The following is a 25183-nucleotide window of genomic DNA, read 5'->3' as shown; positions in this document are numbered from 1 at the left end:
GTAGGAGCTCACTTTAGTGAGCGATGTCTACCCAGCCCTGCGGGCCCTATCCGGCCATCGCCCGCGGAAGCGGGCTCCAACACCCGGCCTGTGCACGTTCTGAAGCCCTTTTGGCGGGCAAGCACGCGGACGGCCCCTTTCCTTAATAGAATCCGATACCGAGCACATCTGGCAGGAATCATCCGTCCCATGAACGAACGACACCGCGCCCGCGAGGCCCTGGTGCAGGCGCTGTACCAGTGGCATTACAACCCCCAGGACCCCCGGCAGCTGGAGATGGAGTTCCTCGACGCCGGCTACCTGGAGGGGGCGGAGCGCGCCTATTTCCAGCACCTGCTGCGCAAGGCTGTGGAGCGCCAGGAGGAGATCGACGGCCTCATCGCCCCGGCCATCATGCCCCGGCGCCTCTCCGAGCTCACCGGCGTGGAGCAGGCCATCTTGCGCGCCGGGGTCGGCGAGCTCCTGGAGCGGGAGGACGTGCCCTACCGGGTGGTGATCAACGAGGCGGTGGAGCTGGCCAAGTCCTTCGGCACGGACCAGGGCTACCGCTTCGTCAACGCCGTCCTCGATCGCATCGCCCGGGAGCGGCGCGCCCAGGGCGAAGGGGGAACCGCCGGTGACGGATAGGGAGGCGCCCATCGGTTCGGCGGGGGAGTTCGCCCTCATCGAGGAGCTGTTCCACCGCGACCGTTCGCGGCCGGCCGACGTCCACGCCGGCATCGGCGACGACGCCGCCCTGCTCGCCCATGGCGGGGAGGAGGACTGGGTGGCGGCCGTGGACACCGTGGAGGAGGGCGTGCACGCCCTGCCGGGCGGCGACGCCGCGGCGTTGGGCTGGAAGGCGGTGGCGGTGAACGTCTCCGACCTCGCCGCCATGGGGGCGCGGCCCCGCCACGCCCTGCTCGCCGCCTCCCTGCCCCGGGACCTGAGCCGGGAGCGGGCCGGACGCCTGGCCGACGGTCTGCACGAGGCGTTGGCGGCGTGGGGCATCGCCCTGGTGGGCGGCGACACGGTGGCCACGCCGGGGCCGCTGGCCCTGTCCCTCACCCTGCTGGGGCGGGTGGCCCCGGAGCGGGCCCTGCGGCGGGACGGCGCCCGGCCCGGCGACACCGTGTACGTCACGGGCACCCTGGGGGACGCCGCCGCCGGGCTGGAGCTGCTCCGCGGTCCCCCGACCGACTGGCTGCCCGCCTACGACCTCTTGGTGGAGCGCCATCTGCGCCCGCGCCCCCCGCTGGCCTACGGCCAGGGGATCGCCGGGGTGGCCTCCGCCGCCATCGACGTGAGCGACGGCCTGCTCGCCGACCTGCGCCACCTGGCGGCGGCCAGCGGGGTGGGCATCGAGCTGGACACCGCGCGGCTGCCCCTGTCGGCCCCCATGGGCGAGTGGTCCTGGGCCACGGGCCGGGACCCCCTGCCCCTGGCCCTGTCCGGGGGCGAGGACTTCGAGCTGGTCTTCGCCGCCGGGGAGGAGGCCTTCGAGGGCATCCACCGCGCCAAGTACGAGTCCGACACCCGCTTCACTCCCATCGGCCGGGTGGTGGCGGACCGCCCCGGCGAGGTGTTCGGCGAGGGGGTGCCCGGGGAGGGAGGCGGCTACGACCATTTCCCCGGCGAGGAAAGGGGCGGCGCGTGAAGCCCGTGGTCTGGCTGGCGGAGGGGCTGGGGCTGGGCCGCATCCCCCTGGCCCCGGGCACCTTCGGCACCCTGCTCGGCATCCCGCTGTACATGGCCCTCTCGGCGGCGCTGCCCTGGCACCTCTACCTGCTGGTGGTCCTGGCCGCCTTTCCCTTCCATGTCTGGATCTGCTCCGTGGGCGCGCGGGCCTACGGGGTGGGCGATCCCTCCCCGGTGGTCTGGGACGAGGTGGTGGGCTACCTCATCGCCATGACCGCCGCGCCCCCCGGCTGGGGCCCCATCGTGGCCGGCTTTATCCTCTTCCGGGCCTTTGATATTCTCAAGCCATTTCCCGTCGGCTGGTTGGATGCCCGGATCTCCGGCGGACTGGGCATCATGCTGGACGACATGGTGGCGGGGCTCTACGCCCTGGTGGTGCTCCAGCTCCTGTTCCGCTGGTGGCCCGGGGGCTACGCCGGCTAGCCCCGGAGGTGCGCGCCGTGCCCGGACAGGCCGTCGTCCATGTCCCCGGACAGGGGACCGAGCCCTGGCTGGCCGCCCGGCTGGCCCGGCTCCGGACGCTTGTCGGCCTGTCCGGCTTCGCGGTCGTCCCGGAGGCGGCCCGGCCGGACCTGCGGGTGACCGTAGCGCCGAACGAAGGGCCCGGAGAGGGCCAGCCCGTCCGGGTGGACGGGCTGGCCGTGGCGGAGTGGTCCCGGGAGGAGGGGACCCTGGCCGTGCGCATCCGCCAGCCGGAGCTGGCCGAGGAGGCCCTGGTGGCGGCCCTGGCGGCGGCCGGCCTGGACCCGCGGCGACCGGGCCGGTTCGCCGCCGTGGCCCCCGACGAGGAGGGCCTGCGGGCCCGCCTGCCGGAAGGCGCCACCCTGACGCCCGGCCTCCCCGGCGAGTGGTGGGTGGGCGATGCGGCGGGCGCCCGGGATCCCTGGCTGGATCCCGGGCTGCGCTCCCCCGAGCGCTACCTGGGGCGGCGCCTGGCGGCCGCCGGGCGGACCATCGCCACCGCGGAATCGTGCACCGGTGGGGGCGTGGCCGAGCGGCTCACGGCGGTGCCCGGCAGCTCCGCCTACGTGGAGCGCGGCTGGGTCACCTACACCAACGCCGCCAAGGAGGCCCTGCTGGGCGTTCCCGGCGGTGTGCTGGAGCGCCACGGCGCCGTGAGCGAGCCGGTGGCCCGCGCCATGGTCCAGGGGGCCCTGGAGCGCGCCCCGGCCCATCTGGCCCTGGCCGTCACCGGGATCGCCGGCCCCGGGGGAGGCACCGCGGAGAAGCCGGTGGGCACGGTGTGGATCGGTGCCGGGCGCTGCGACGCCGCCCCCGAGGCCCGGCGGTTCGTGTTTCCGGGCACGCGCGGGGAGGTCCGCTGGCGGACGGTGAACGCCGCCATCGCCCTGGCCCTGGAGCTTGTGGACTGAATCCGGTCGAGGCATCCCCGGGGCCGGGCGGCTTTTTGTTCTCGGAAAGTTCTCAAAACGTTCCGGGTGCGTTACCCTGCGGATAACAGTCCGAATATTCCGCGGTGCCCGAGGGGCGCCGGCGTTCCGAAAAGGTGGCGGCTATGGATGCGGAAAAGCAGAAGGCGCTCGACTCGGCGATCAAGAACATCGACCGGCAGTTCGGCAAGGGCTCGGTCATGCGCCTGGGGGACCAGGAGGCCTTCGACGTCCCCGTGACGCCGTCGGGCTCCCTGAACCTGGACATCGCCATGGGCGTGGGGGGCTATCCGCGCGGCCGGGTGATCGAGATCTTCGGCCCGGAGTCCTCGGGCAAGACCACGCTGACCCTGCACGCCCTGGCCGAGGCCCAGAAGGCCGGGGGCGTGGCGGCCTTCATCGACGCCGAGCACGCCCTGGACCCCACCTACGCCCGCAAGCTGGGCGTCAACGTGGACGAGCTGCTGGTCTCCCAGCCGGACACCGGCGAGCAGGCCCTGGAGATCGCCGACATGCTGGTGCGCTCCGGGGCGGTGCACGCGGTGGTGATCGACTCGGTGGCCGCCCTGGTGCCCAAGGCCGAGATCGAGGGCGAGATGGGCGACTCCCACGTGGGCCTGCAGGCCCGCCTGCTGTCCCAGGCCCTGCGCAAGCTCACGGGCTCCATCAACAATTCCAAGACCACCGTCTTCTTCATCAACCAGATCCGCATGAAGATCGGCGTCATGTTCGGCAGCCCGGAGACGACCACCGGCGGCAACGCCCTCAAGTTCTACTCCGCCGTGCGCCTGGACATCCGCCGCACCGGCGCCATCAAGCAGGGTGAGGAGGTGCTGGGGAACCACACCCGGGTCAAGGTGATCAAGAACAAGGTGGCGCCACCGTTCCGCGAGGCCGAGTTCGACATCCTCTACGGCGAGGGCGTCTCCCGGGAGAGCGAGATCATCGACCTGGGCGTGGAGCACGGCCTGATCGAGAAGTCCGGGGCGTGGTACTCCTACAACGGGGAGCGCATCGGCCAGGGCAAGCAGAACGTCCGCCAGTTCCTCAAGGACAACCCCGAGATGGCGGCGGAGCTGGAGGCCAAGATCCGCGAGGCCGCCGGCCTGAGCCCCGCTCCGGCCGGAGACGGGGAGCCGCAGGCCGCCGAAGCCGCCGCGGACAAGGGCGCGGCCCAGGGCGCCGAGAAGAAGGCCGGCGGCGGCAAGGACGCCGGCGGCAAGGCGGAGCAGGGACAGGCCTAGGTCCCGCCGGGGCGCCATGACGGAACCGGAAGGCCGGGACGACGAGGCCGTGGAGGCCGCCTACGCGCAGGCCCTCAAGCTCCTGGTGCGCCGGGAGCACAGCCGGCGGGAGCTGGCCCGCAAGCTGGCCGAGCGGGACCACCCGCGCCCGGCCGCCGATGCCGCCCTGGACCGCCTGGAGGCGGAGGGGGCCCAGTCGGACCGGCGTTTCGCCGAGGAATACGCCCGCGCCCGCTTCGCCAAGGGCTTCGGCCCGCGCCGGGTGGAGGCGGAGCTGCGCGAGCACGGCGTGGACGGCGAGGGGCTGCGGCACGCCGCCCTGGAGCGGGACGAGGAGCGGCGCCTGGCGGCCGACCAGCTCGCCAAGCGCTTCGGCGACGCGCCGCCCGCGGACATTCGGGAGCGGGCCAAGCGCACCCGCTACCTGCAGCAGCGCGGCTTCGATCCGGAGGTATGCGCCGGGCTTCTGCGGGGCGGAGGAAACCCGGAGGACGAAACGGGTTTCTAAACCACGAACCGAGGACGCGGACGGGCGGGGCCACGGGGATGGCCCCGCCCGTCCGTGCCTTGCGCCCCCGGAAGGGCGCACCGACTCCCCCCACTGGATTGCCGAAGAGGCCCGTCATGGAAGGCGCCGAGATTCGTAGAAGGTTCCTGGAGTTCTTCGCGGCCCGGGACCACGAGGTGGTCCCGAGCGCTTCGCTCGTGCCCCAGAACGACCCCACCCTGCTGTTCACCAACGCCGGCATGGTGCAGTTCAAGGACGTGTTCCTGGGTCGCGAGCACCGGGACTACAACCGCGCGGTCACCAGCCAGCGCTGCCTGCGTGCCGGCGGCAAGCACAACGACCTGGAGAACGTGGGCCACACCGCCCGGCACCACACCTTCTTCGAGATGCTGGGCAACTTCTCCTTCGGCGACTACTTCAAGCGCGAGGCCATCGCCTACGCCTGGGCCTTCCTCACCGAGGAGCTCGGCCTGCCGGAGGAGAAGCTCTTCGTCACGGTGTACACCGAGGACGAGGAGGCGGCGCGCATCTGGCTCGACGAGATGGGCATCGACCCCGCGCGCTTCGCCTACGTGGGCGCCGAGGACAACTTCTGGTCCATGGGCGATACGGGTCCCTGCGGCCCCTGCTCCGAGATCTTCTACGACCACGGCCCCGAGCTCCCCGGCGCGCCCCCCGGCTCCGGCGAGGACGAGGGCGACCGCTACGTGGAGATCTGGAACCTGGTATTCATGCAGTACAACCGGGACGCCGAGGGCAACCTCCACGACCTGCCCAAGCCCAACATCGACACCGGCATGGGCCTGGAGCGCATCGCGGCGGTCATGGAGGGGGTGCACAACAATTTCGACACCGACCTGTTCCTGCCCCTGATCCACAAGGCGGCGGAGCTGGCCGGGGTGCGCTACAACGACGCCGACGCCACCGACGTCAGTCTGCGCGTGATCGCCGACCACATCCGCGCCTGCTCCTTCCTGATCGCCGACGGCGTCATCCCCTCCAACGAGGGGCGCGGCTACGTGCTGCGCCGCATCATCCGGCGCGCCGCCCGCCACGGCCGCATGCTCGGCATCCAGGGCCCCTTCTTCCACCAGCTGGTGCAGCCCCTGGTGGACGCCATGGGCCACCACTTCACCGAGCTGGACGAGCAGCAGGCCACCATCGAGCGGGTGCTGCGGATCGAGGAGGAGCGCTTCGCGGCCACCCTGTCCGACGGCCTGGCCCACCTCGACGAGGTGATCCGCAACCTGCCCGAGGGCGCCAAGGAGATCCCCGGCGAGGCCGCCTTCCGCCTCTACGACACCTACGGCTTCCCCCTGGACCTCACCGAGGACATCGCCCGGGAGCGGGGCCTGAGCGTGGATACCGCCGGCTTCGACGAGCACATGGCCGAGCAGAAGGCCCGCGCCCGCGCCTCCTGGGGCGGTTCCGGCGAGGAGCGGGTGCCGCAGGCCTACTACGACCTCCTGGAGAGCCACCAGGGGACCGAGTTCCTCGGCTACCAGACCCTCAGCGCCGAGGCCGCCCTCACGGGGATCCTCAAGGACGACGCCTGCTTCCAGGAGCTGAACGCCGGCGAGGAGGCGGTGCTGGTGCTCAACCAGACCCCCTTCTACGGCGAGTCCGGCGGCCAGGTGGGCGACACCGGGCGCATCACCACCGCCGAGGCGGAGTTCGTGGTCACCGACACCCAGCTCCCCCTGCCGGGGCTGGTGGCCCACGTGGGCCGGCTGGAGCGGGGCCGGCTGAAGACCGGCGAGACGGTGCACTGCGCGGTGGACGAGTCCGCCCGCCACGCCACCGCCTACAACCACTCGGCCACCCACCTCCTGCACGGCGCGCTGCGCCGCCAGATCGGCGAGCACGTGCGCCAGATGGGCTCGCTGGTGGACCCGGAGCGCCTGCGCTTCGACTTCAGCCACTACGAGGGGCTGACCCCCGACCAGCTGCGCACCATCGAGAACGAGGTGAACCGCCACATCCGCGCCAACTACGAGGTGAGCGCCGACTGGATGACCCTGGACCAGGCCCAGGCCCAGGGGGCCATCGCCTTCTTCGACGAGAAGTACGGCGAGCAGGTGCGGGTGATCACCATGGGCCCGGCCTCCATGGAGCTGTGCGGCGGCACCCACGTCTCCCGCACCGGCAACATCGGCCTGTTCAAGATCGTGGAGGAGACCGGCATCGCCGCCGGGGTGCGGCGGATCACCGCCCTCACCGGCCAGGAGGCGCTCAATTACGTGCAGGGCCAGGAGGACCAGATCGGCCGCATCGCCGGGCTCCTCAAGGGCACCCGGGCCGACGCCGACGAGCGGGTGGCGGAGCTGGCGGAGCGCTCCCGGGACCTGGAGAAGGAGGTGGAGCGCCTCAAGAGCAAGCTGGCCACCGCCGCCAGCGGCGACCTCCTGGACCGGGTCCAGGAGGTGGGCGGCATCAAGGTGCTCGCCGCCGCCCTGGAGGGCCAGGACCCCAAGTCCCTGCGCCAGACCGTGGACCAGCTCAAGCAGAAGCTCGGCTCCGGGGTGATCGTCCTCGGCGTGCCCGATCCCGAGAAGGGCAAGGTGAGCCTGATCGCCGGGGTGACCGACGATCTTACCGACCGCTTCTCCGCCGGGGATCTGGTGAACCGGGTGGCGGAGGGCGTGGGCGGCAAGGGCGGCGGCCGCGCCGACATGGCCCAGGCCGGCGGCAAGGAGCCGGAGAACCTGGAGGCGGCCCTGGAGCGGGTCCCGGAGTACGTGGAGAGCTGTTTGGCCACCTGAGCCGGCCCTTCAGCCTCCCGGATACGAACCAGGGGCGGCCCGCGGGCTGCCCTTTGTGTGGCTGTGTGCAGGAAGGCCGGGGCCGGCCGGCGTCATTTCTTGGGCTTGCCGGCCAGGGCCAGGGTGGCCACCCCGGCGATGACCAGGACCACTCCGATCCCAACCAGGGTAATGATCAGCAGCGTGGTGTCGTCCATTTGGCGCCCCGTAGTCGGATGTGGCTTGGGCTGTTGACCCGCAACGGGATGGCGGGTCCCGCTTGATCCCCCGCAGGAGGAGGGGGCGTGAGCCCCGGGGGAGCCAGGGGCCCATACCGGCACCCTACTAGGATATCCTCCACCATGGGAGCAGGGGGGCATAGGCGGGATCGGGTCCGGCCCGCCATGGCCATCGGCCCCCAGGGTCCCCCTGTTCCGGCCGGGCGCCCGCTTCAAGGAGCCGGGGCGCCGGCCTCCTTGACCTCGTGGAGCCGGCGGTAGGCGGCCAGCAGGGCCCGGTGCCGCTCGAAGCCCTCCAGCTCAGGCCCGGGACAGCCCAGGCCGGGGAATACCTCGCGCCCGTCCAGGACGGCCTCGGCGCGGACCAGGGTCGCCTCCCCGTACAGCCCGGCCAGGGACGGCCGGTAGTCGGCCCGCTCCCGGCCGGCCTCGGCCATTTCCAGCAGGGCCCGCAGGCAGCGGAACAGGGGCCGGCGCCCCTCCGCAAGCTCGCCGGTGCCCAGGCACCACTCCACCCAGCCCAGGGCCTCCGCCTCCCGGCCCAGGGCCAGGGCCAGCAGGGCCTTGAGCTCGCCGAGGCGCATCTCCGCCCACAGGGTGCCCGGGTCCGGGGCGACGCCGATGAGCTCGTGCACGGGCTGGTAGTCGTTGTGGCCGCCCACCTCCAGCTCCTCGTACAGGGCATCCCACTGCGCGGTCTCCAGGGCCGGCAGGGAGAGGATCCGCTCGCGCACCCGGGCGCCCTCGTTGTTGTTGTTCACCACCAGCTCGTCCACCGGGTAGATCTCCGAGAGCCCGGGGACCAGGATGCGGCAGGCGTAGGCGCCGAGGTGGGTGTAGTCGGCGATGAAGACGTCGTAGCCCTCCTCGTGGAGCAGGCCCACCAGGTGCTCCCGCTCGGTGGCGTTGTCCGCCTCCAGGTTCCAGTCGGCGAAGGGGTGGTCGGGCTCCTCGCGCAGGAAGTCCCAGGCCACCATCCCGCTGGAGTCGATGAAGTGCAGCTCCAGGTTCTGCGGGTCGGCCACCTCCGCCATGTCGAAGGTGGGCGGAGGGAAGCCGTCGAGCCGGTCCAGCCCCCGGCCTTGCAGCAGCTCGGTGAGGGCCCGCTCCAGGGCGATCTCGAAGGTGGGGTGGGCGCCGAAGGAGGCGAACACGCCGCCGTCGGCGGGGTTGAGCAGGGTGACGTTCATCACCGGATAGCGCCCGCCCAGGGAGGCGTCGCCCACCCGCACGCCGAAGCCCGCCTCCTCCAGGCCGCGGATGCCCTCCCGGATGGCCGGATAGCGGTCCAGCACCGCCGCCGGCACCTGCGGCAGGGCGATGCCCCCGGCGATGACGCGGTTCTTCACGGCGCGCTCGAGGATCTCCGCCAGGCCCTGCACCTGGGCCTCCTCCGGGGTGTTGCCGGCGGACATGCCGTTGCTGACGTAGAGGTTGCCGATGAGGCTCACCGGGAACCAGCGCGTGGCGCCGTCGCGCTGGCGCACGTAGGGCAGGGCGCAGACGCCGCGCTCGAAGGCCCCGGAATTGGTGTCCACCAGGTGCTCGCCGCGCAGCTCGCCCTCGGGGTCGTAGACGGCCAGCAGGTCCTCGTCCAGTAGCCCTTCGGGGATCCCCCCGTCGGCGGATACCGGGAACCAGCGCTCGAAGGGGTAGTGGACGAAGGGCGCCGCGGCAAGCTCCGGACCCAGGTAGAAGTCGGCGAAGAAGTAGTTGTTGGCCAGCCGCTCCACGAACTCCCCCAGGCCGCTGGCCAGGCAGGCCTTGCGCGAGGCGCCCTTGCCGTTGGTGAACAGCAGCGGGCAGTCCACCTCGCGGATGTGCACGGAGTGGACGTGGGCGACGGGGTTCAGCCAGGAGGCCTCCTCCACCGCGAAGCCGGCCTCGGCCAGGCGCGCGGAGAGGGTCTCGATGGTGGCTTCGAGGGGGCAGTCCTTGCCCTTGAGGTGGGTGTGGGTCATGGGGCCATCCGGGAGCGGTCCGAAAGGGCGCATATCCTAGCAGGGAAGGGCGGCCCCTTCAGTCCCCGCCGCTCTCGATGGTGTAGAACAGGTCGCCGCCGGTCTCCTGGGCGCTGGACTCGGTGACCAGCTGCCAGTGGCGGGCCAGGGTGTAGGTCATGCGGAAGGTGTTGGCGGAGTCGAACAGGCCGATGCCGTAGCTCACGTACAGCCGCGGCGACAGGTACTTGCCCAGAACCAGGGCGGCCTCCTCCGTCTGCTCGCCCTCCTCGGTGGTGGTCTCCCGGGCCTCCAGCGACACCTCGTCGAGGCCCAGGTCCTCGCCGATGGTCTCCGCCAGGAACTGGCCGCCCTGGCGGCCCAGGAGGATGGCGGCCTGACTCAGGGCCGACTGCTCCCCCCGCGAGGCCTGATCCAGCGGCCGGCCCAGCACCAGCCAGGACAGCTGCTCGGTCTGCGACATGCCGGGCTCGGAGAACAGGAAGAACTCCGGCTCGCGCAGGGGCCCCTTGGCCTCCACCCCCACGGTGATGTCGGGCCGGGGCGTGCGTACCGCCCGTATCTCCAGGCCCGGGGAGGAGACCGGTCCCCCGCCAAACACCAGGCGCCCGGTGCGGATCTCCAGATCCTGGCCGTAGGCCTTGTACTCGCCCTCCTCGGTGCGAACCTCTCCGGTGGCGGTGGTGGGCTGCCCCGGCCCCTCCTGAACCGTCAGGTCCCCAACGATCCGGCTCTTCAGGCCGAAGCCCTCGAAGCGTACCAGGTCGCCCAGGACCACCCGCACGCGGGCGGCGACCTCCCAGGGCGGCTCCCCGGCCTCCGCCTCGTCCTCTTCCGTCACCAGGACCTGGTCCTCCGAGACCCGCACCACCCCGGTTTCGGGCAGCTCCTTGACCTCGATCTCCGCCCGCGGGATGCGCACGGTCCCGGTGACGTCCACCCGTGGCCGCCGGGCCTTTACCTGGAGGTCCGGGGAGATCCAGACCCGGATGTCGGTGGTGTCGTAGGCGAGGAATTCCTCTCCGGTGATGGCCAGATCCAGGGTGGGGCCTTCGTCGCCCATGCCGGCCGCGCCCGCCAGGTCCAGGGCGCCTTCGCCCGATTCCGCTCGGCCCTGAAGGCGGATGGAGCGGGTGGACTGGGGCGAGGCCACGAGCCGGAAGTTGCGGATGGTCAACCCGGCGGGAACCAGGGTGGCGGTGTCGGCGGAAAGGCCCAGCTCTCCGGAGGGGCGGGGCTCGGCCACGGTGCCGTCCACTTGCAGGTCGGCCCGCAGGGCCCCGTCCACGTCCTGGATGTCGGGGGCGAAGAGGGAGATGGGCTGGAGATCGGTGATGGCGCCCTGAAGGCGGCCGGACAGGGGCTGGTCGGCCATGGGGCCGTCGCCCAGGCCCAATTCGGCGTGGGCGGTGAGCTGGTCGTCGTCGCCGAGATTCAGGGCGAAATCCGTCACCGCCCGCCGGCCGTCGGTCTCCATCGTCGCCCAGCTCGGTCGGAGATCCAGCACCTGCTGGCCGTTGAGGGCCTCGGCGTCGCCGCTCTGCAGGATGCGTCCCGCGCTGGTGACGAGTGCCAGCCGACCGGTGGGCGGACCGTCGGTGGGCAGGGTGAAGGCCCCGGAGGCGCTCAGGGTGCCCTCGATGCCGGTGTCCGGGGGCAGCAGGGGCAGGAGGTAGCCCAGGGGAACCCCCTGGGCGGCGAGCTGCCCGTGGAGTCCCTCCGCGCCGCGCTCCGCCTCCAGGCAAAGCTGCCCCTCGCCGTCGCTCCAGCAGCCGCGCCCGAGGCGGGCGGTGGCGGCGCCGACGGCCCCCTCCACCGGGGCCTCCAGCCGCCAGTCGGGCAGGTTCGCCGGACGGAGGTGGGCCTGCTCCAGGCGGAAGGTCAGCTCCTGGGCCGCCTCCCGCCAGGCCCCCGAGGTCCGGAGGTCCGCCCGCCCCAGGGAGGAGTCGAGATCCAGCCGGATATTGTGGTCCTCCGGGGTCCCGCGCCCCTCCAGCCCGAGGGTCGCCAGGCGGGTGTCTCCGGCCCGGGCGTTGCGCACCGCCACATGCAGGCGGGAGGGGGCGGAGCCCCGTGGGTGGATCTCCGCCTCCAGCTCCACGCCCTCCACGGCGGATTCGCCCCAGCGCAGGCCCTCGCCGGCCAGCTCGGCGCTCACCCGCGGAAGCGGGAGCCGCCCGGTGACCCGCCCATCGCCGTGGAGGGAGCCCCCGGCCTCCGGATGGATCTCCTCGAGTTCGTCGCTGGAGACGCTCCAGGTCAGGTCCAGCTCCTCCCCCACCCGGCCCTCCGCCGCGAGGGTGGAGGCCCCGCTGCGCAGCCGCAGGCGGGTCAGCTCCAGCGAACCGTCGCCGTAGGTGCCGCCGCCGCTGACCCGCACCGGGCGGTCCCGGAGCCGCCCCTCCACGAGCAGGTCGGAGACCTGCGCCGCGGGCCCCTCGGGGCCCATCTCCGCTTGCACCCCGGCCTCCATGTCCAGGGCCCCGGGCCAGCGGGGAAGCAGGGGACCGGGGTTGATGCCCTGGCCCTGGAGCGCGAGGTCGGCGGCCAAGCGGTCCCCCCAGGCCACCTCCCCGCTGGCATCGAGGGTGCCCTCCAGGGCCTCCAGGCGTAGGCTCTGGAGGTCCAGGGCTTCCGGGCCGCCCCGCCCCCGGCCGGTCAGGTGGAAGTCCGGCAGATCCTCCGCACTGCCCGCCGCGTCGAGGCGGAGGCGATAGTCCTCCAGGGTCCCGGCGAGGGTGGCGTGACCGCGGGGCGAGGCCAGGGCGCGCGGTCCGGGCCAGCGCAGGTCGCGCCAGTTGATGGCCAGGCCGATGGGCCCGTCCTGGTAGGTGGCGGCGGCGTGGAAGCCGCCTTCGCCCAGGGCGCCCTCCATGCGTGCCTGTAGCGCCTCCAGGTCACCGAAGGCCCGCCAGGTGCCCTGCGCGGACTGCCAGGGAGCCGCGTCGTCTTCCAGCGGCCAGCGCAGATCCCGCCAGTCGCCACGCAGGTCCACCTCCGGCCCTTCCTCCGGCATGGCCACCCGCCCCCGGGCGCTGACCCGGGCGGGCAGATCCTCGGCGGTGACCACAAGCTCGCGGACATCCACCGCCCGCTTGGTCAGGCTGCCCGCCAGGTCCGCCTCCAGGTGCAGGCCCGGACGCTCCGGGAGCCGGAGATCCATCCCGCCGGAGGCCTCCACATCCTCGGTATCGCCGTGCAGGCGCAGGTCGAGGTCCCACTCGCCCGCGGGAACCTCGGGCCCGAGCTCCCGCAGGGCCAGGCCTTCCCCGGTGGTTCGGGCCTCCCAGCGGGGGGCTTCCAGGGGGGCCTCTACGCGGCCCTCGGTGGCGACCGCCCAGGGCCGCGTCACCCGGTGATCGAATTCCAGGGACTGCAGGGTCCCCGACACCTCGAGCCGTCCCGCCATCTCCGGCTGGTCGGGCAGCCGGAGGGTCCATCGCAGGGCCCCCGCTACGGTGTCGGGGGCATTCTCGGTGTGGTCGATGTGCCCGTCGCTCCGGGCCTCAAGCTCCGGGGTCGCCAGCTCCAGGCGGTCCCAGTACAGTCCCTCCGGGCCGATCCCTACGGCCCCAGTGAGGGACGTCACACGGGTGGGCTCGGCGTTCGGGGCGCCGCGGATCTCGCCATTCAGGAATCGGGCGTCCTCGATGCGGACGGGCAGGAAGGCGGAGGTGGTCGGCCCTTCTTGGGGCTCGGCTTCGGCCTCCGGGGCGTCGGGGCGGGTGGTGTAGCGGTAGTCCTCCACGGTCAGGCGATTGACCGTGATGCGGCCGCGCAGCAGGTCCATGGCCCGCCAGTCCAGCTCCCCGCGGCCCATGTGCGCCCGGAAGGAGGCCGTCTCCAGGGTCGCGTCCCGCACCCGGAGGGGGCCAACCAGCCGCCCCTCCACGGAAGCCACCTCCAGCCCCTCCGGCAGGGCGGGTCGCACCAGCCTCCAGGTCCACTGCAGGCCGGTCTCGGTGAGCAGCAGGAAGGCCACGCCGCCGAGGAGGGCGGCCAGGACGATCCAGAAGGCGATCCAGCGCCGCTTCACAGGTCCGGTCCCATGCTGAAGTGGAGGCGCCAGTCCGGGGCCACCCCCAGATCCTCGCGGATTACCGTGTCCTGCGGGGTGGCGAAGTCCAGGCGGATCATCCCCAGGGGCGAGGCGTAGCGGAGCCCCACGCCCACGGCTTCCACGGTCTCGGGGGGCCACTGGTTGGAGGCGTTGCCGGCGTCCCAGAAGGCGGCCAGCCCGAAGTTGCCCCACACCCGGTAGTCCACCTCAACGCTGCCCGTGAGGAGGTAGCGGCCGCCGATGGTGTGGCCGTCGGCGTCCAGCGGGCCCAGATCCTGGTAGGGATAGCCCCGGACGCTCCGGTCCCCGCCAGCGAAGAAGCGCTCCGAGGCGGGGATGTCGGTGACCCGGTCCACCCGGGTGGCCCCCGCGTGGGCCCGGCCCAGCAGGCGGGTCCGCGTCCCCAGGGGCAGGATCCCCTGGGCCCGGGCCTGGCCCTGCAGGAAGCTGGCGTCGGAGAGGAGGCTTCCATGGGCCCCGTGCAGGTCGAAGAACAGGCTCCAGCCGCGGCGCGGATAGAGCCGGTCGTCGGCTTTGGAGCGGGACATGCTGGCCCCGGGGGTGAGGAAGGTGTAGTCCCGGTCGTCGTCCCCTACGAAGGTGAAGTCCCGGGAAACGTTGGCGTAGAGGCTGCGCCGCCAGCCGAGGAAGCCCCGGTCCTCGCTGACGCCGAGCAGATAGCGGTGGTTGCGGGTGTCGCCCAGCTCCTCCTGGGTGACTCGGCTCAGGATGTTGAAGCTGTCGGTGCGCACGTTCTTGATGGGGATCCGGTAGCGGGCCGCCAACCCCTGGCGCACCTCGGATAGGAACAGGTCGGTGCGGAACTGATGACCCTGCTGGTTGATGTGCCGGAACTCCACGGCGCCGGTGAGCCGGGGGCCGGTGTCGGTGCCGTATCCCGCGCCGATGCTGTAGAGGCGGGGCTTTTTCGGATCCGTGGCCACCTCCACGGGGACGATCCGGGCCTCCTCCGCCCCGTCCTCCTCCGGTGTGTAGGGCGCGGCCTCCTCCCGCGCCAGGTCCACGGCCACACGCTCGAAGTAGTCCGTATCGGAGAGGGCGAACTGCAGGTCCAGGAGGCGCCGGGAGGTAAGGCGCTCGGCGCGCCCCACCGGCAGCAGCCGCTGCACGAGAGCCGGGTCCAGGATGTCCTGCTCGACCTGGATGTCGCCGAAGTAGTAGGCCGGACCGCTGTCGAGGACCAGTGCCACCCGGGCCTCGTTGCGGGTGGGATGGACGCGGATCTCGTTGCGGGTGAAGCGGGCGTCCAGGTAGCCGGAGGCCACCGCCTGCTCCAGAAGGTCGTCCTTGGTGGCGGAATAGCGGTCGTGGCGCAGGCGCTCCCCTTCCTTGAGGCCGGACTCCTCGAGGACCCGGGTCAGCGCCCCCTCCTCCTGTCCGGGACCCGTAATCCGCAGCTCCAGGTCGGTGATGACCGTGGGGGGGCCGTGGTCCACCTTGTAGCGGGCCACCCAGGCGTCGCCGTCCCGGTCCAGGGAGCCCCGGATCTCCGGGCTGTAGAAGCCGAAGGGCTGGAGGGCCTGCCTTATCTCCTCGGGGGCGGCCCGATGGCCCCGGCGGATGCGCGTGGGGTCGGGATCCTCGGTGTCAGACAGCTCGGCGAGGGACAGATAGGCGCGGATGTTGCGCTCCAGCTCCCCGCCCACGCCCTCCACCTCCAGGCGCAGGGTGTCCGGGTCGGCCGGGGCGAGCCCGGGTACCAGAGTAAGGACGAGCAGTATCCCCGCCCGCCGCAGCGGCGACGGCGGTACGGGGACGGAAGGGCGGGGCCGCGGGCGTGGGGCCAAGGCAAGCCATTTCCGCCGCCCCAGGGCGGGCGGCAACGGGTCTCGGTTCGGCGGCCCGGTCCGGACCGACGGAATGGTCCCGTGCTCCGGCCCGTCGGGGGGAGGCGACGAGCCGGAGGGGTCACTTGTCCAAAGTAGCAGACGCGAGGGCGGAGAGGGCGCTAGGGGGTTTCCGCAGGGGGGACGGGGACGCGCGGGGCGGGTCTCCCGCCGCTCCGGGCGTCCCCGGGCCGGGTCAGGCGGGCTGGGGCAGGGGCGTCTCGGGGACGGACTGCTCCAGGGCCTCCCGCAGGCACTCCGCGGCGAACTCCGCGCAGGTTCCGCAGCCCGTGGAGGCGCCCAGCCGGTCCCGGATGTCCTCCAGGTCCCGGGCGCCCTCGGCCACGGCCTGGTGAATCTGGCGCTCGGTAACTCCCTTGCAGATGCAGACATACATGGGCAATCCCCACCGGATGAGCGTTGTTCCATACAACATATTTGAAATGGGAACGATTCGCAATACGTTTCTCAACCTCCGACCGCCGGTGGGGACCCCGGTTCCCGGGGGACGGCTTCCTACTCCACCAGCGCCCGCTCGGGTCGGGACGCACCCGGCTCTGGGGATTCCGGGTGCCGGGGCGGAGCCGGGGAGGCCACGGCCGCGAAGGGCTCCTCGCGACGCTTCTGCCAGCTCAGGAGGGTCACCTCCGCGCGGCTGCCGAGGTAGACATAGACCCCCAGGCCCAGCAGGAGGCCCACCACGGTGAGCATCATGGCCACGGCGGGCAGGATGTCTTCCCCTTCGCCGAGGGCCGCCTTGAACATCAGCAGCAGGGACTCGATGGACACCGCGATCAGGATGGCGGCGATGAAGCGGGTGACGGTGCGCCGGGTGGAGCTGTGGCGGAAGATGTCCTTGTGGGTGAGCACTTCCTCCTCGAGGATGGTCTTGGCCAGATCGAATATGGCCAGTGACAGGGTGAGGAAGATGATCACCCCGAAGGGCTTGAGGTGCAGCGCCTGCTCGGCCCCGCCGTCCGCACCGGGCAACAGGGTCCCCAGCTCCTGGACCGAGAAGGCCAGCAGCACCCCCACCACCGTCAGGAGTCCGGCCACGATCAGGGAGTAGACGGCCTTGAACAGGGGCTGGAACCGCCTGCGACTGCGGTCGCCCAGGAGGAAGGCCACGATCTCCGCCAGGTCCGCGTCCAGGACCAGGTAGCCCTGGAGCCGGCCCGCGTCGTCCCGCAGCTCCAGGGCCGACGAGAGGCAGAGGTTGTGGCCCGTCGCGGAGAGGTAGGGCTCGGTGACCACCACCTCCGCCGCTCCACGGGCGAGGCGAAAATAGGGGCGCTGGGAGCGGTCGGCGCCCACGCCGGTGCGGGCAAGGGCCTTGCGCGGACTCACCATGTTGTCGCTGGTCTGGGTGCCGCTGGGATCGAGGGTGTAGACCATGTCGATAAAGGGATAGCGCTCGGCCAGGGCGTGGACCTTCCCCTGCAGGGACTCGGGGGCGTCCACGGCGCGGTGCTCGGCGATCCCGGTAACCAGGGAGGCCAGCAGCTCGGCGATGGCCCCGCGGTGGTCCTGGTAGCGCTCAAGGATGTGGATGTAGCTCATGCTGCTCATGGGAGGCCTTTTCGGTCGGTGGTCCCGGGGCCTCTTGCAAGGGGGATGCCGGTCCGGCCCGGGAGCGGCGGAAGGCGGCCCCCGTGCCTCCCGAAGCGGCGCCGCGTGCGATACAATGACCTCTTACCGATCGCGAATGCACCAACTTGGTGCGTCCGCTGGGCGGCGGAGCGCACCAACATAGGGAATCCATGGCGTTAATCGTTCAGAAATTCGGGGGCAGCTCGCTGGCGGACGTGGCCAAGATCCGCCACGCCGCCGAGCGCGTGCTCACCGAGCGCGAGCGCGGCAACGACGTGGTGGTGGTGGTCTCCGCCATGGGCGGGCAGACCGACGATCTCGTGGAGATGGCCGAGGCCCTCCACGAGCAGCCGCCGGACCGGGAGATGGACCAGCTGCTGGCCACGGGGGAGCAGGTCACCATCAGCCTCATGGCCATGGCCCTGCAGCAGCGCGGCCACGCGTCGCGCTCCTTCGCGGGCTGGCAGGTGGCCGTGCACACCGACGACGTGCACACCAAGGCCCGCATCCACGACATCGACCGCGAGAACCTGCGGACCGTGCTGGAGGCGGGCGGCATCCCGGTGGTGGCCGGCTTCCAGGGGCTGGGGCCCGACGGCTCGGTGACCACCCTGGGCCGGGGCGGATCCGACACCACGGCCGTGGCCCTGGCGGCGGCCCTGGAGGCCGACGAGTGCCACATCTACACCGACGTGGACGGCGTCTACACCACGGACCCGCGCATCGTCGCCGAGGCCCGGCGCCTGGAGGCGATCACCTTCGAGGAGATGATCGAGCTGGCCAGCCTGGGCGCCAAGGTGCTGCAGATCCGGGCCGTGGAGTTCGCCGGCAAGTACAACGTCCCGGTGCGTGTGCGGTCTACCTTCGGGGAAGGGGAAGGCACGCTCATCACCGTCGAGGAGGAGGCCATGGAGAAGGCCCTAGTTTCCGGGATCGCCCACAACGAGGACGAGGCCAAGGTGACCATCATTGGCGTCCCGGATCGCCCGGGCATCGCCCACGCGGTGATCGGCGCCGCCGCCAAGGCCAGCATCAACGTCGACATGATCATCCAGAACCAGGGCGAGCACGGCAAGACGGACTTCACCTTCACCGTGCCGCGCTCCGACTACAGGCAGGTGATGGAGCTGCTCGACCCCGTCTGCAAGGAGATCGAGGCCGAGGCCCTCACGGGCAGCGACCGCATCGCCAAGATCTCCGTGGTGGGGGTGGGCATGCGCAACCACGCCGGCGTGGCGGACCGCATGTTCGAGGCCCTGTCCAACGAGGGCGTGAACATCCAGATGATCGCCACCTCCGAGATCAAGGTCTCGGTGGTGGTGGACCAGAAGTACACCGAGCTCGCCGTGCGCGCCCTGCACGAGGCCTTCGAGCTGGACAAGCCGGTGGACGAGCGCGACCACATCCACTGAGGGCCGGAAGCGGGGCTCCGGCTTTGTGGGAGCGGCCAGCGGCCGCGACGCGGATGCCTGCTTGAATGGTCGCGGCTGGTAGCCGCCCCCACAAAGGACCCGGCAAGCGTCCGACCGTAACCGTCTGATTGTTCCTCCGGACCGACAAGCCTTGACCCATTCGACCGATAGCATCATCGAGGTCTTCGACACCACGCTCCGTGACGGCGGGCAGTCGGAGGCCGTCTCCTTCTCGGTGGAGGACAAGCTGCACCTCGCCGAAGCCCTCGACCATCTGGGCGTGGACTTCATCGAGGGCGGCTGGCCCGGGGCCAACCCGCGCGACGACGCCTTCTTCGAGGCGGCGCGGGAGCGCACGCTCCGCCATGCCCGGTTGCTGGCCTTCGGCTCCACCATGCGGACGGGCAACACTCCCGGGGAGGATCCGGTCCTCTCGGGCCTGGTGGCCGCCCGGCCGGACGGCGCGGTGGTCTTCGGCAAGGCGTGGGACCTGCACGTGGAGCTGGGCCTGGGCATCGGTCTGGAGGAGAACCTGGCCCTGGTGCGGGACTCGGTGGCCTACCTCAAGGAGCAGCTCGGCCTGGTGCTGTTCGACGCCGAGCACTTCTTCGACGGCTACGCCAATCACCCCGACTACGCCCTGCGCGTCCTGGAGGCCGCGGCCGCCGGCGGTGCCGACCGCCTCGTCCTGTGCGACACCAACGGCGGCGGCCTGCCGGCGCAGATCGGCGCGGCGGTGGACGCGGTGCGGGAGCGCCTGCCCGGGGCGGTGCTGGGCATCCACTGCCACAACGACGGTGCCCTGGCGGTGGCCAACAGCCTGGCCGCGGTGGACCACGGCGTGCGCCACGTGCAGGGCACCCTGAACGGCCTGGGGGAGCGCTGCGGCAACGCCGACCTCACCGCCGTACTGCCCAACCTGATCCTCAAGCTGGGCTACCGTGGCGCCCACCTGGGGCCGGAGGAGCTGGAGCGGCTCACCGCCACCTCCCGGCTGGTGGACGAGCTGGCCAACCGCAGTCCCCGGAACAACCAGCCCTTCGTGGGCCAGTCCGCCTTCGCCCACAAGGGCGGGGTCCACGTCTCCGCGGTGCGCAAGGACGCGCGCACCTACGAGCACATCGCCCCGGAGGCGGTGGGAAACGTGCGCCGCATCCTCGTCTCCGACCAGTCGGGCAAGTCCAACATCGTCCACAAGCTCCAGGAGCTGGGGCTTTTGGAGCGCCTGGAAGGCGACGACGCCGCGGTGGCCCAGGTGGTGGAGCGCATCAAGGACCTGGAGCACCAGGGCTACCAGTTCGAGGGCGCGGACGCCTCCTTCGAGCTGGTGGTGCGCCGGGTCATCGGCGATCTGCCGGAGTTCTTCCGCCTGGTGGGCTTCCGGGTGCTCGACGCCAAGCGCCACGCCGGCGAGGCCCCCGAGAGCGAGGCCACGGTCATGCTGGAGGTGGGCGGGGAGCGGGCGCACACGGCGGGCACCGGAAACGGCCCGGTGAACGCCCTGGACCACGCCCTGCGCAAGGCCCTGGCGGGCTTCTACCCGGAGCTGCGCGAGATGGATCTGGTGGACTTCAAGGTGCGGGTGGTGTCCGCCGGGGGCGGCACCGACGCCGCGGTACGGGTGCTGATCGAGTCGGGCGACCCGCACGACCACTGGGGAACGGTGGGGGTCTCCGCCAACGTCATCGAGGCCTCCTACCAGGCCCTGGTGGACGCCGTGACCTACAAGCTCGCCAAGAACGGCCGCTCCGATCACTTGCTGGCGGACGGGGCCACGGCGGAGGCCTCCGGAGCGGGGGTAGGCGAGAACTGAGGCCCATGGACGGGGAAGGCTGTCCGGGACATCGGGAAGAACAAAGGGCGAGGCGGCCCGCCGGGCCGCGAGGGGGGACCATGCGCGTAGGGATCCTGGCCGGGATGTTCCTGGGGGGAATGGCGGCAGCGACCGTCCACGGCGCCGAGGAGGTGGTGGGCAACGCCTTCTTTCGCGACGCCCCGTCCCACCGCATGGTGCTGGTGGCCAAGGACATGCGCTCCGCCTACCTGGTGGAAGCGGAGGATGACCGGCCCCGGGTGGTGCGGCGCTTCGGCCGCATCCTGCTCGGGGCCAACCCGGGGGACAAGCGGGTGGAGGGGGACAAGCGCACCCCCGAGGGGGTGTACTACGTCCAGCGCTATCTCCCCGAGCCGAGCCTGGCCCCCCGCTACGGCGCGGGGGCCTTTCCCCTGAACTACCCCAACATCGTCGACCGGATCCGCGACAAGACCGGCTACGGCATCTGGCTCCACGGGGTGGACGAGGAGGACGAGGACAAGACGGACACCAAGGGCTGCGTGGCCTTTGACAACACCAACCTGGAAATCCTCAAGGAAGCGCTGGATATCGGAACGCCGGTGGTCATAACCGAAAAACCGGACCTTCTGTCCCCCACCCGGTACGAGCAGCGCCGCGCCGAGCTCCTGGACTGGTTCGACCGGTTCCTGGAGGCCCGGGACAGCGGCGATCCCGCCACCCTGGAGCCTCTGATCCACCCGGACTTCCGCAACGACCGGGGGGAGGACGCGGAGGCCTACCTGCGCAGGATCGAGCGCCTCGCGACGGCCCACTCCAAGCGCCGGACGGATATCGACGAGGTCCGGGTCTACAAGGAGAACGGTCGCCGGGTGGTCTATGATTTCGAGCGCTTCCGGTGCGCCCCCGAGGGCATGGATTTCGGGCGCCAGCGCCTGTACTTCACCGAGGGAGAAAGTGGGTCCCCGCGCCTGCTGGCCGCGGAGCATCTGGAGCGCCCCGCCGGTCCGGAGATCCTGCGCCGGGTCAAGGCCTTCCTAAAGGAGCGGGAGGCTGGTAGCCCGGAGAACCTGTGGGTGCGCCGAATGCGCCCCGACCGCTATTTGGTGGGGTATGATCGGTCGTCCCCCGGCGAGAACGGAAAGCCGCGCGGGATGGAAACCCTCCGGCTCGCTGGCTGCCCCGGGAATTTCCGGGTCGCCTCGGTGGGCTGGGAGCCCATGCCCTGAAGGGGGCGGGTGGAAGCGGACACCCGGACGCGGCTATCCTTTTCCCTTTATGGTCCCGGAGGCCGACGGCTTCCCCCGGATACGGACACGCAAGGAAGATACCGGATCCGTCAGGCGGGTCCGGCGGAGATAAGGGCCGGTTCCCAAACGACGCGCGCGGGAGGCCGGAGAGCTCACCTGGAACGGCAAGGACGGGGCGTTATGACGGACGAAACCTTGGAGACAGTGCTCACCGAGAACCGCGTGTTCGAGGTACCCGCCGAATTCGCCGAGCATGCCCGCATCGCCGGGATGGAGCAGTACCTGGACATGGCCAAGCAGGCCACCCAGGACTACGAAGGCTTCTGGGCGGCGCAGGCCCGGCAGGAGATCAGCTGGAGCCAGCCGTTCGCCCAGGTGCTCGACGAGAGCAACCCGCCCTTCTACAAGTGGTTCGCCGACGGCACCCTCAACGTCAGCTACAACTGCCTGGATCGCCATATCGAGGCCGGCAACGGCGGCCGCACCGCCATCCTCTGGGAGGGCGAGCCCGGTGACACCCGGTCCCTGACCTACGCCGAGCTCCTGGAGGAGGTGGGCAAGCTCGGCAACGCCCTGAAGTCCTACGGCGTGGGCAAGGGCGACCGGGTGGTGATCTACATGCCCATGGTGCCCGAGGCCGTGGTGGCCATGCAGGCCTGCGCCCGCATCGGCGCCACCCACTCCGTAGTGTTCGGCGGCTTCTCCGCCGAGGCCCTCAAGGACCGCATCGAGGACGCCGGGGCCAAGGTGGTGATCACCGCCGACGGCGGCATCCGCGGCGGCAAGACCGTGGCCCTGAAGAAGAACGTGGACCGCGCCCTCAACGAGGGCTGCGCCACGGTGGAGCACGTGGTGGTGCTCCAGCGGGCCGAAAACGCCATCGACTGGACCGAGGGCCGCGACGTCTGGTTCCGCGAGATCATGGAGCGCGAGTCGTCGGACTGCGCCCCCGAGCCGGTGGAGGCCGAGCACCCGCTGTTCATCCTCTACACCTCCGGCTCCACCGGCAAGCCCAAGGGCGTGGTGCACTCCAGCGCCGGCTACCTGCTCGGCGCCATCACCTCCATGAAGTGGGTGTTCGACATCCGTGAGGACGACGTCTACTGGTGCACCGCCGACGTGGGCTGGATCACCGGCCACACCTACATCGCCTACGGGCCCATGGCCGTGGGGGCCACCCAGGTCATGTACGAGGGCGCGCCCACCGTCCCCGATCCGGGCCGCCTGTGGGCCATCGCCGAGCGCACCAAGACCACCGTGTTCTACACCGCCCCCACCGCCATCCGCGCGCTCATGAAGCAGGGCGACGAGTGGCCGAACAAGCACGACCTCTCCAGCCTGCGGCTGCTGGGCACCGTGGGCGAGCCCATCAACCCCGCCGCCTGGATGTGGTACTACCAGGCCATCGGCGGCGGCCACTGCCCCATCGTCGACACCTGGTGGCAGACCGAGACCGGCGCCAACATGATCGCCCCCCTGCCGGGTGCCACGCCGCTGAAGCCGGGCTCCTGCACCCTGCCGCTGCCCGGGGTGATGGCGGACGTGGTGGACGAGGAGGGCAATACGGTGGAGCCCGGCAGCCACCACGGCGGCCTGCTGGTGCTGCGCCGGCCGGTGCCCTCCATGCTGCGCACCGTGTGGGGCGACGACCAGCGCTACATCGACACCTACTGGTCCCACTTCCCCGACCAGTACATGTACCTGGCCGGCGACTCCGCCACCCGCGACGAGGACGGCTACTTCTGGATCCTCGGCCGCATCGACGACGTCATCAACGTCTCCGGCCACCGCATGGGCACCATGGAGATCGAGTCGGCCCTGGTGGCCCACGACAAGGTGGCCGAGGCCGCGGTGGTGGGCCGCCCCGACGAGGTGAAGGGCAACTCCATCTTCGCCTTCGTGATCCTGCAGGGGAAACGGGAGGACGAGGACCTGGACGCCCTGCGCGAGGCCCTGCGGGCGCATGTCACCGACGAGATCGGCGCCATCGCCCGGCCCGACGAGATCCGCTTCGCCGACGCCCTGCCCAAGACCCGCTCCGGCAAGATCATGCGGCGGCTCCTGCGCACCATCGCCTCCGGCGAGGAGGTGACCCAGGACATCTCCACCCTGGAGGACGAGAACGTGGTGCGCCAGCTGCAGGGCAAGGCCTGAGGGCGTTCCCATGGCGGATTCCGGCGATCCGGACTTCGAGGTCCAGCTGGCCCACCGCGGCCGGTGGGCCTTCGACGTGGACTTCCGGAAGGAGGGCGTGCCCGGCTGCGTGATGGACGAGCCCGCCCCCCTGGGGGACCAGACCGGTCCGGACGCCGCCCGCACCCTGGCGGCGGCCGTGGGCGACTGCCTGTCGGCGAGCCTGCTGTTCTGCCTGCGCAAGTTCGACCGCGAGCCGGAGGGCCTGGAGACTGCGGTGCGCGGCTTCATGACCCGCAACGAGCGCGGTCACCTGCGCGTCGGCAGCCTGGAGGTAACCCTGCGGCTGCGGGGCCTGGAGGTGGACACCAAGGTGCGGCGCTGCACCGAGCTGTTCGAGGAGCACTGCCCCGTCACCTCCAGCGTGCGGCAGGGGATCCCGGTGCGGGTCACGGTCACCGACGAAAAGGGCAGCCCCCTCGCCTGAGGCCGCCCCGGCGCGACGAGCACAGGCCCCGGCATGCGCCGGGGCCTTTTTGTTGGGCGCCCGCCCCTACTTCCCCTTGAGGTAGGCCTCGTCGTCGAAGGTGACCACCCACTCCGGGCGGTACACCACGAGGATGGCGAGGATGCCGCCGGTGAGGAAGGCCTCCGGGAACATCAGAAGCGGGAAGTAGCGCAGGTACTCCCGCACCAGGGCCTCCATGCCATAGGTCCCGGACAGGGAGAGCACGGCCCCGGATACCGCGGCCAGGACCGCCATGGTCAGCGCGCCGCCGAGGAAGGCGCTGACGAAGATGTAGACGAAGGGGTGGTTGGGCAGCCGGCGGTGGACGAATTGGTGCACCCCCGCGGCCACCAGCACCGGAATCCCGGCCAGCAACAGGGCGTTCAGGGAGAAGGTCTCCCAGCCGGAGTTCCCCAGGAAGGTGGTGATCAGCAGGACGATGATCAGTCCCATGAGGGCGAGGGGCCAGCCGAAGGCCAAAGTGAGGATGGTCGCCCCGAGGAGGTGGAGGTTGAGCCCCGGGTTCTGCGGGATTCCCGCCCGGGCGGTCCACAGGAAGACCACCCCGGCCAGGAAGCCGGCGAACACCAGCGCCAGGTCCGGCCGGGCGGCCAGGTTGCGCCAGGGCGCCATGCGGACGAGCCCCGCGAGCAGGAAGGCGAACAGCAGGTGGCTCCCCAGAACCCAGGAGGTGGGGATCAGTCCGTCGGGAAGGTCCATGGTTAAAGCTACCTTGAATCGATACCGGGTCCAGGATCCCCATTGTAACGCCCATGGGAGCCCCGTCGGGAGGGTCGAGCCGGTGGGCATCCGGAGATTGAGAGGGCGGG

18 protein-coding genes are annotated in these 25183 nt (G+C 71.4%); 12 read left to right on the top strand and 6 right to left on the bottom strand.

Annotated features, from left to right (window positions below):
• Positions 1-189: 189 nt before the first annotated feature.
• The 7 genes from nusB to alaS all read left to right on the top strand — a co-directional run bounded on the left by nusB (position 190) and on the right by alaS (position 7582).
• Positions 190-627, top strand: coding sequence for a transcription antitermination factor NusB (nusB, locus tag ACLFRB_RS09470; protein ID WP_411068773.1), 438 nt, complete (start codon positions 190-192; stop codon positions 625-627).
• Positions 617-1636 carry a thiamine-phosphate kinase gene (gene thiL / locus ACLFRB_RS09465; protein ID WP_411068772.1) on the top strand — a complete coding sequence of 340 codons (1020 nt, stop codon included), beginning with the start codon at positions 617-619 and terminating at the stop codon, positions 1634-1636. Before nusB ends, thiL begins: the two co-directional genes overlap by 11 nt.
• Positions 1633-2100 (top strand): phosphatidylglycerophosphatase A, encoded by a 468-nt coding sequence (locus ACLFRB_RS09460; protein ID WP_411068771.1) that lies wholly within the window; start codon positions 1633-1635, stop codon positions 2098-2100. Before thiL ends, ACLFRB_RS09460 begins: the two co-directional genes overlap by 4 nt.
• A gap of 17 nt (positions 2101-2117) precedes the next feature.
• Positions 2118-3050: a CinA family protein gene (locus tag ACLFRB_RS09455; protein WP_411068770.1), complete on the top strand. Its 933-nt coding sequence runs from the start codon at positions 2118-2120 to the stop codon at positions 3048-3050.
• A gap of 143 nt (positions 3051-3193) precedes the next feature.
• Positions 3194-4312, top strand: coding sequence for a recombinase RecA (recA, locus tag ACLFRB_RS09450; protein WP_411068769.1), 1119 nt, complete (start codon positions 3194-3196; stop codon positions 4310-4312).
• Positions 4313-4328: 16 nt separating this feature from the next.
• On the top strand, positions 4329-4820 hold the full coding sequence (locus ACLFRB_RS09445) for a regulatory protein RecX (protein WP_411068768.1): 492 nt from the start codon (positions 4329-4331) through the stop codon (positions 4818-4820).
• Positions 4821-4936: 116 nt separating this feature from the next.
• Complete coding sequence (alaS, locus tag ACLFRB_RS09440; RefSeq protein ID WP_411068767.1) at positions 4937-7582, top strand: alanine--tRNA ligase; 2646 nt, start codon at positions 4937-4939, stop codon at positions 7580-7582.
• A 430-nt stretch (positions 7583-8012) separates the two neighbouring features.
• Here the strand turns inward: alaS and ycaO are convergent, their stop codons facing one another.
• The 5 genes from ycaO to ACLFRB_RS09415 all read right to left on the bottom strand — a co-directional run bounded on the left by ycaO (position 8013) and on the right by ACLFRB_RS09415 (position 17237).
• The gene (gene ycaO / locus ACLFRB_RS09435; protein WP_411068766.1) at positions 8013-9761 is read right to left on the bottom strand and encodes a 30S ribosomal protein S12 methylthiotransferase accessory factor YcaO; all 1749 of its coding nucleotides are present in this window, start codon (positions 9759-9761) and stop codon (positions 8013-8015) included.
• Between the two features lie 58 nt (positions 9762-9819).
• Positions 9820-13797 carry a translocation/assembly module TamB domain-containing protein gene (locus ACLFRB_RS09430; RefSeq protein ID WP_411068765.1) on the bottom strand — a complete coding sequence of 1326 codons (3978 nt, stop codon included), beginning with the start codon at positions 13795-13797 and terminating at the stop codon, positions 9820-9822.
• The gene (locus tag ACLFRB_RS09425; protein ID WP_411068764.1) at positions 13794-15629 is read right to left on the bottom strand and encodes an autotransporter assembly complex protein TamA; all 1836 of its coding nucleotides are present in this window, start codon (positions 15627-15629) and stop codon (positions 13794-13796) included. The genes ACLFRB_RS09430 and ACLFRB_RS09425 overlap by 4 nt, the downstream gene beginning before the upstream one ends.
• A 235-nt stretch (positions 15630-15864) precedes the next feature.
• Positions 15865-16065, bottom strand: a complete 201-nt coding sequence (locus tag ACLFRB_RS09420; RefSeq protein ID WP_411068763.1) for a bacterioferritin-associated ferredoxin — start codon at positions 16063-16065, stop codon at positions 15865-15867.
• Between the two features lie 119 nt (positions 16066-16184).
• Entirely contained in the window at positions 16185-17237 is a 1053-nt protein-coding gene (locus tag ACLFRB_RS09415; protein ID WP_411068762.1) for a general glycosylation pathway protein, read from the bottom strand.
• 191 nt (positions 17238-17428) lie between these two features.
• Between ACLFRB_RS09415 and ACLFRB_RS09410 the strand changes: the two genes are divergently transcribed.
• The 5 genes from ACLFRB_RS09410 to ACLFRB_RS09390 all read left to right on the top strand — a co-directional run bounded on the left by ACLFRB_RS09410 (position 17429) and on the right by ACLFRB_RS09390 (position 24332).
• Positions 17429-18670, top strand: a complete 1242-nt coding sequence (locus tag ACLFRB_RS09410) for an aspartate kinase (RefSeq protein ID WP_411068761.1) — start codon at positions 17429-17431, stop codon at positions 18668-18670.
• 151 nt (positions 18671-18821) lie between these two features.
• Positions 18822-20483 (top strand): citramalate synthase, encoded by a 1662-nt coding sequence (cimA, locus tag ACLFRB_RS09405; RefSeq protein ID WP_411068760.1) that lies wholly within the window; start codon positions 18822-18824, stop codon positions 20481-20483.
• Positions 20484-20563: 80 nt separating this feature from the next.
• Positions 20564-21691, top strand: coding sequence for a L,D-transpeptidase family protein (locus tag ACLFRB_RS09400; RefSeq protein ID WP_411068759.1), 1128 nt, complete (start codon positions 20564-20566; stop codon positions 21689-21691).
• A gap of 201 nt (positions 21692-21892) precedes the next feature.
• On the top strand, positions 21893-23866 hold the full coding sequence (gene acs, locus ACLFRB_RS09395; protein ID WP_411068758.1) for an acetate--CoA ligase: 1974 nt from the start codon (positions 21893-21895) through the stop codon (positions 23864-23866).
• A gap of 10 nt (positions 23867-23876) precedes the next feature.
• Positions 23877-24332, top strand: coding sequence for an OsmC family protein (locus tag ACLFRB_RS09390; RefSeq protein ID WP_411068757.1), 456 nt, complete (start codon positions 23877-23879; stop codon positions 24330-24332).
• Positions 24333-24398: 66 nt separating this feature from the next.
• Here the strand turns inward: ACLFRB_RS09390 and ACLFRB_RS09385 are convergent, their stop codons facing one another.
• Positions 24399-25073 carry an energy-coupling factor ABC transporter permease gene (locus ACLFRB_RS09385; RefSeq protein WP_411068756.1) on the bottom strand — a complete coding sequence of 225 codons (675 nt, stop codon included), beginning with the start codon at positions 25071-25073 and terminating at the stop codon, positions 24399-24401.
• Positions 25074-25183 lie beyond the last annotated feature (110 nt).

This window comes from Thiohalorhabdus sp. (genome assembly GCF_046545655.1).
Taxonomy (GTDB): Bacteria; Pseudomonadota; Gammaproteobacteria; order Thiohalorhabdales; family Thiohalorhabdaceae; genus Thiohalorhabdus.
This window is presented reverse-complemented; position numbering and strand designations above follow the sequence as displayed.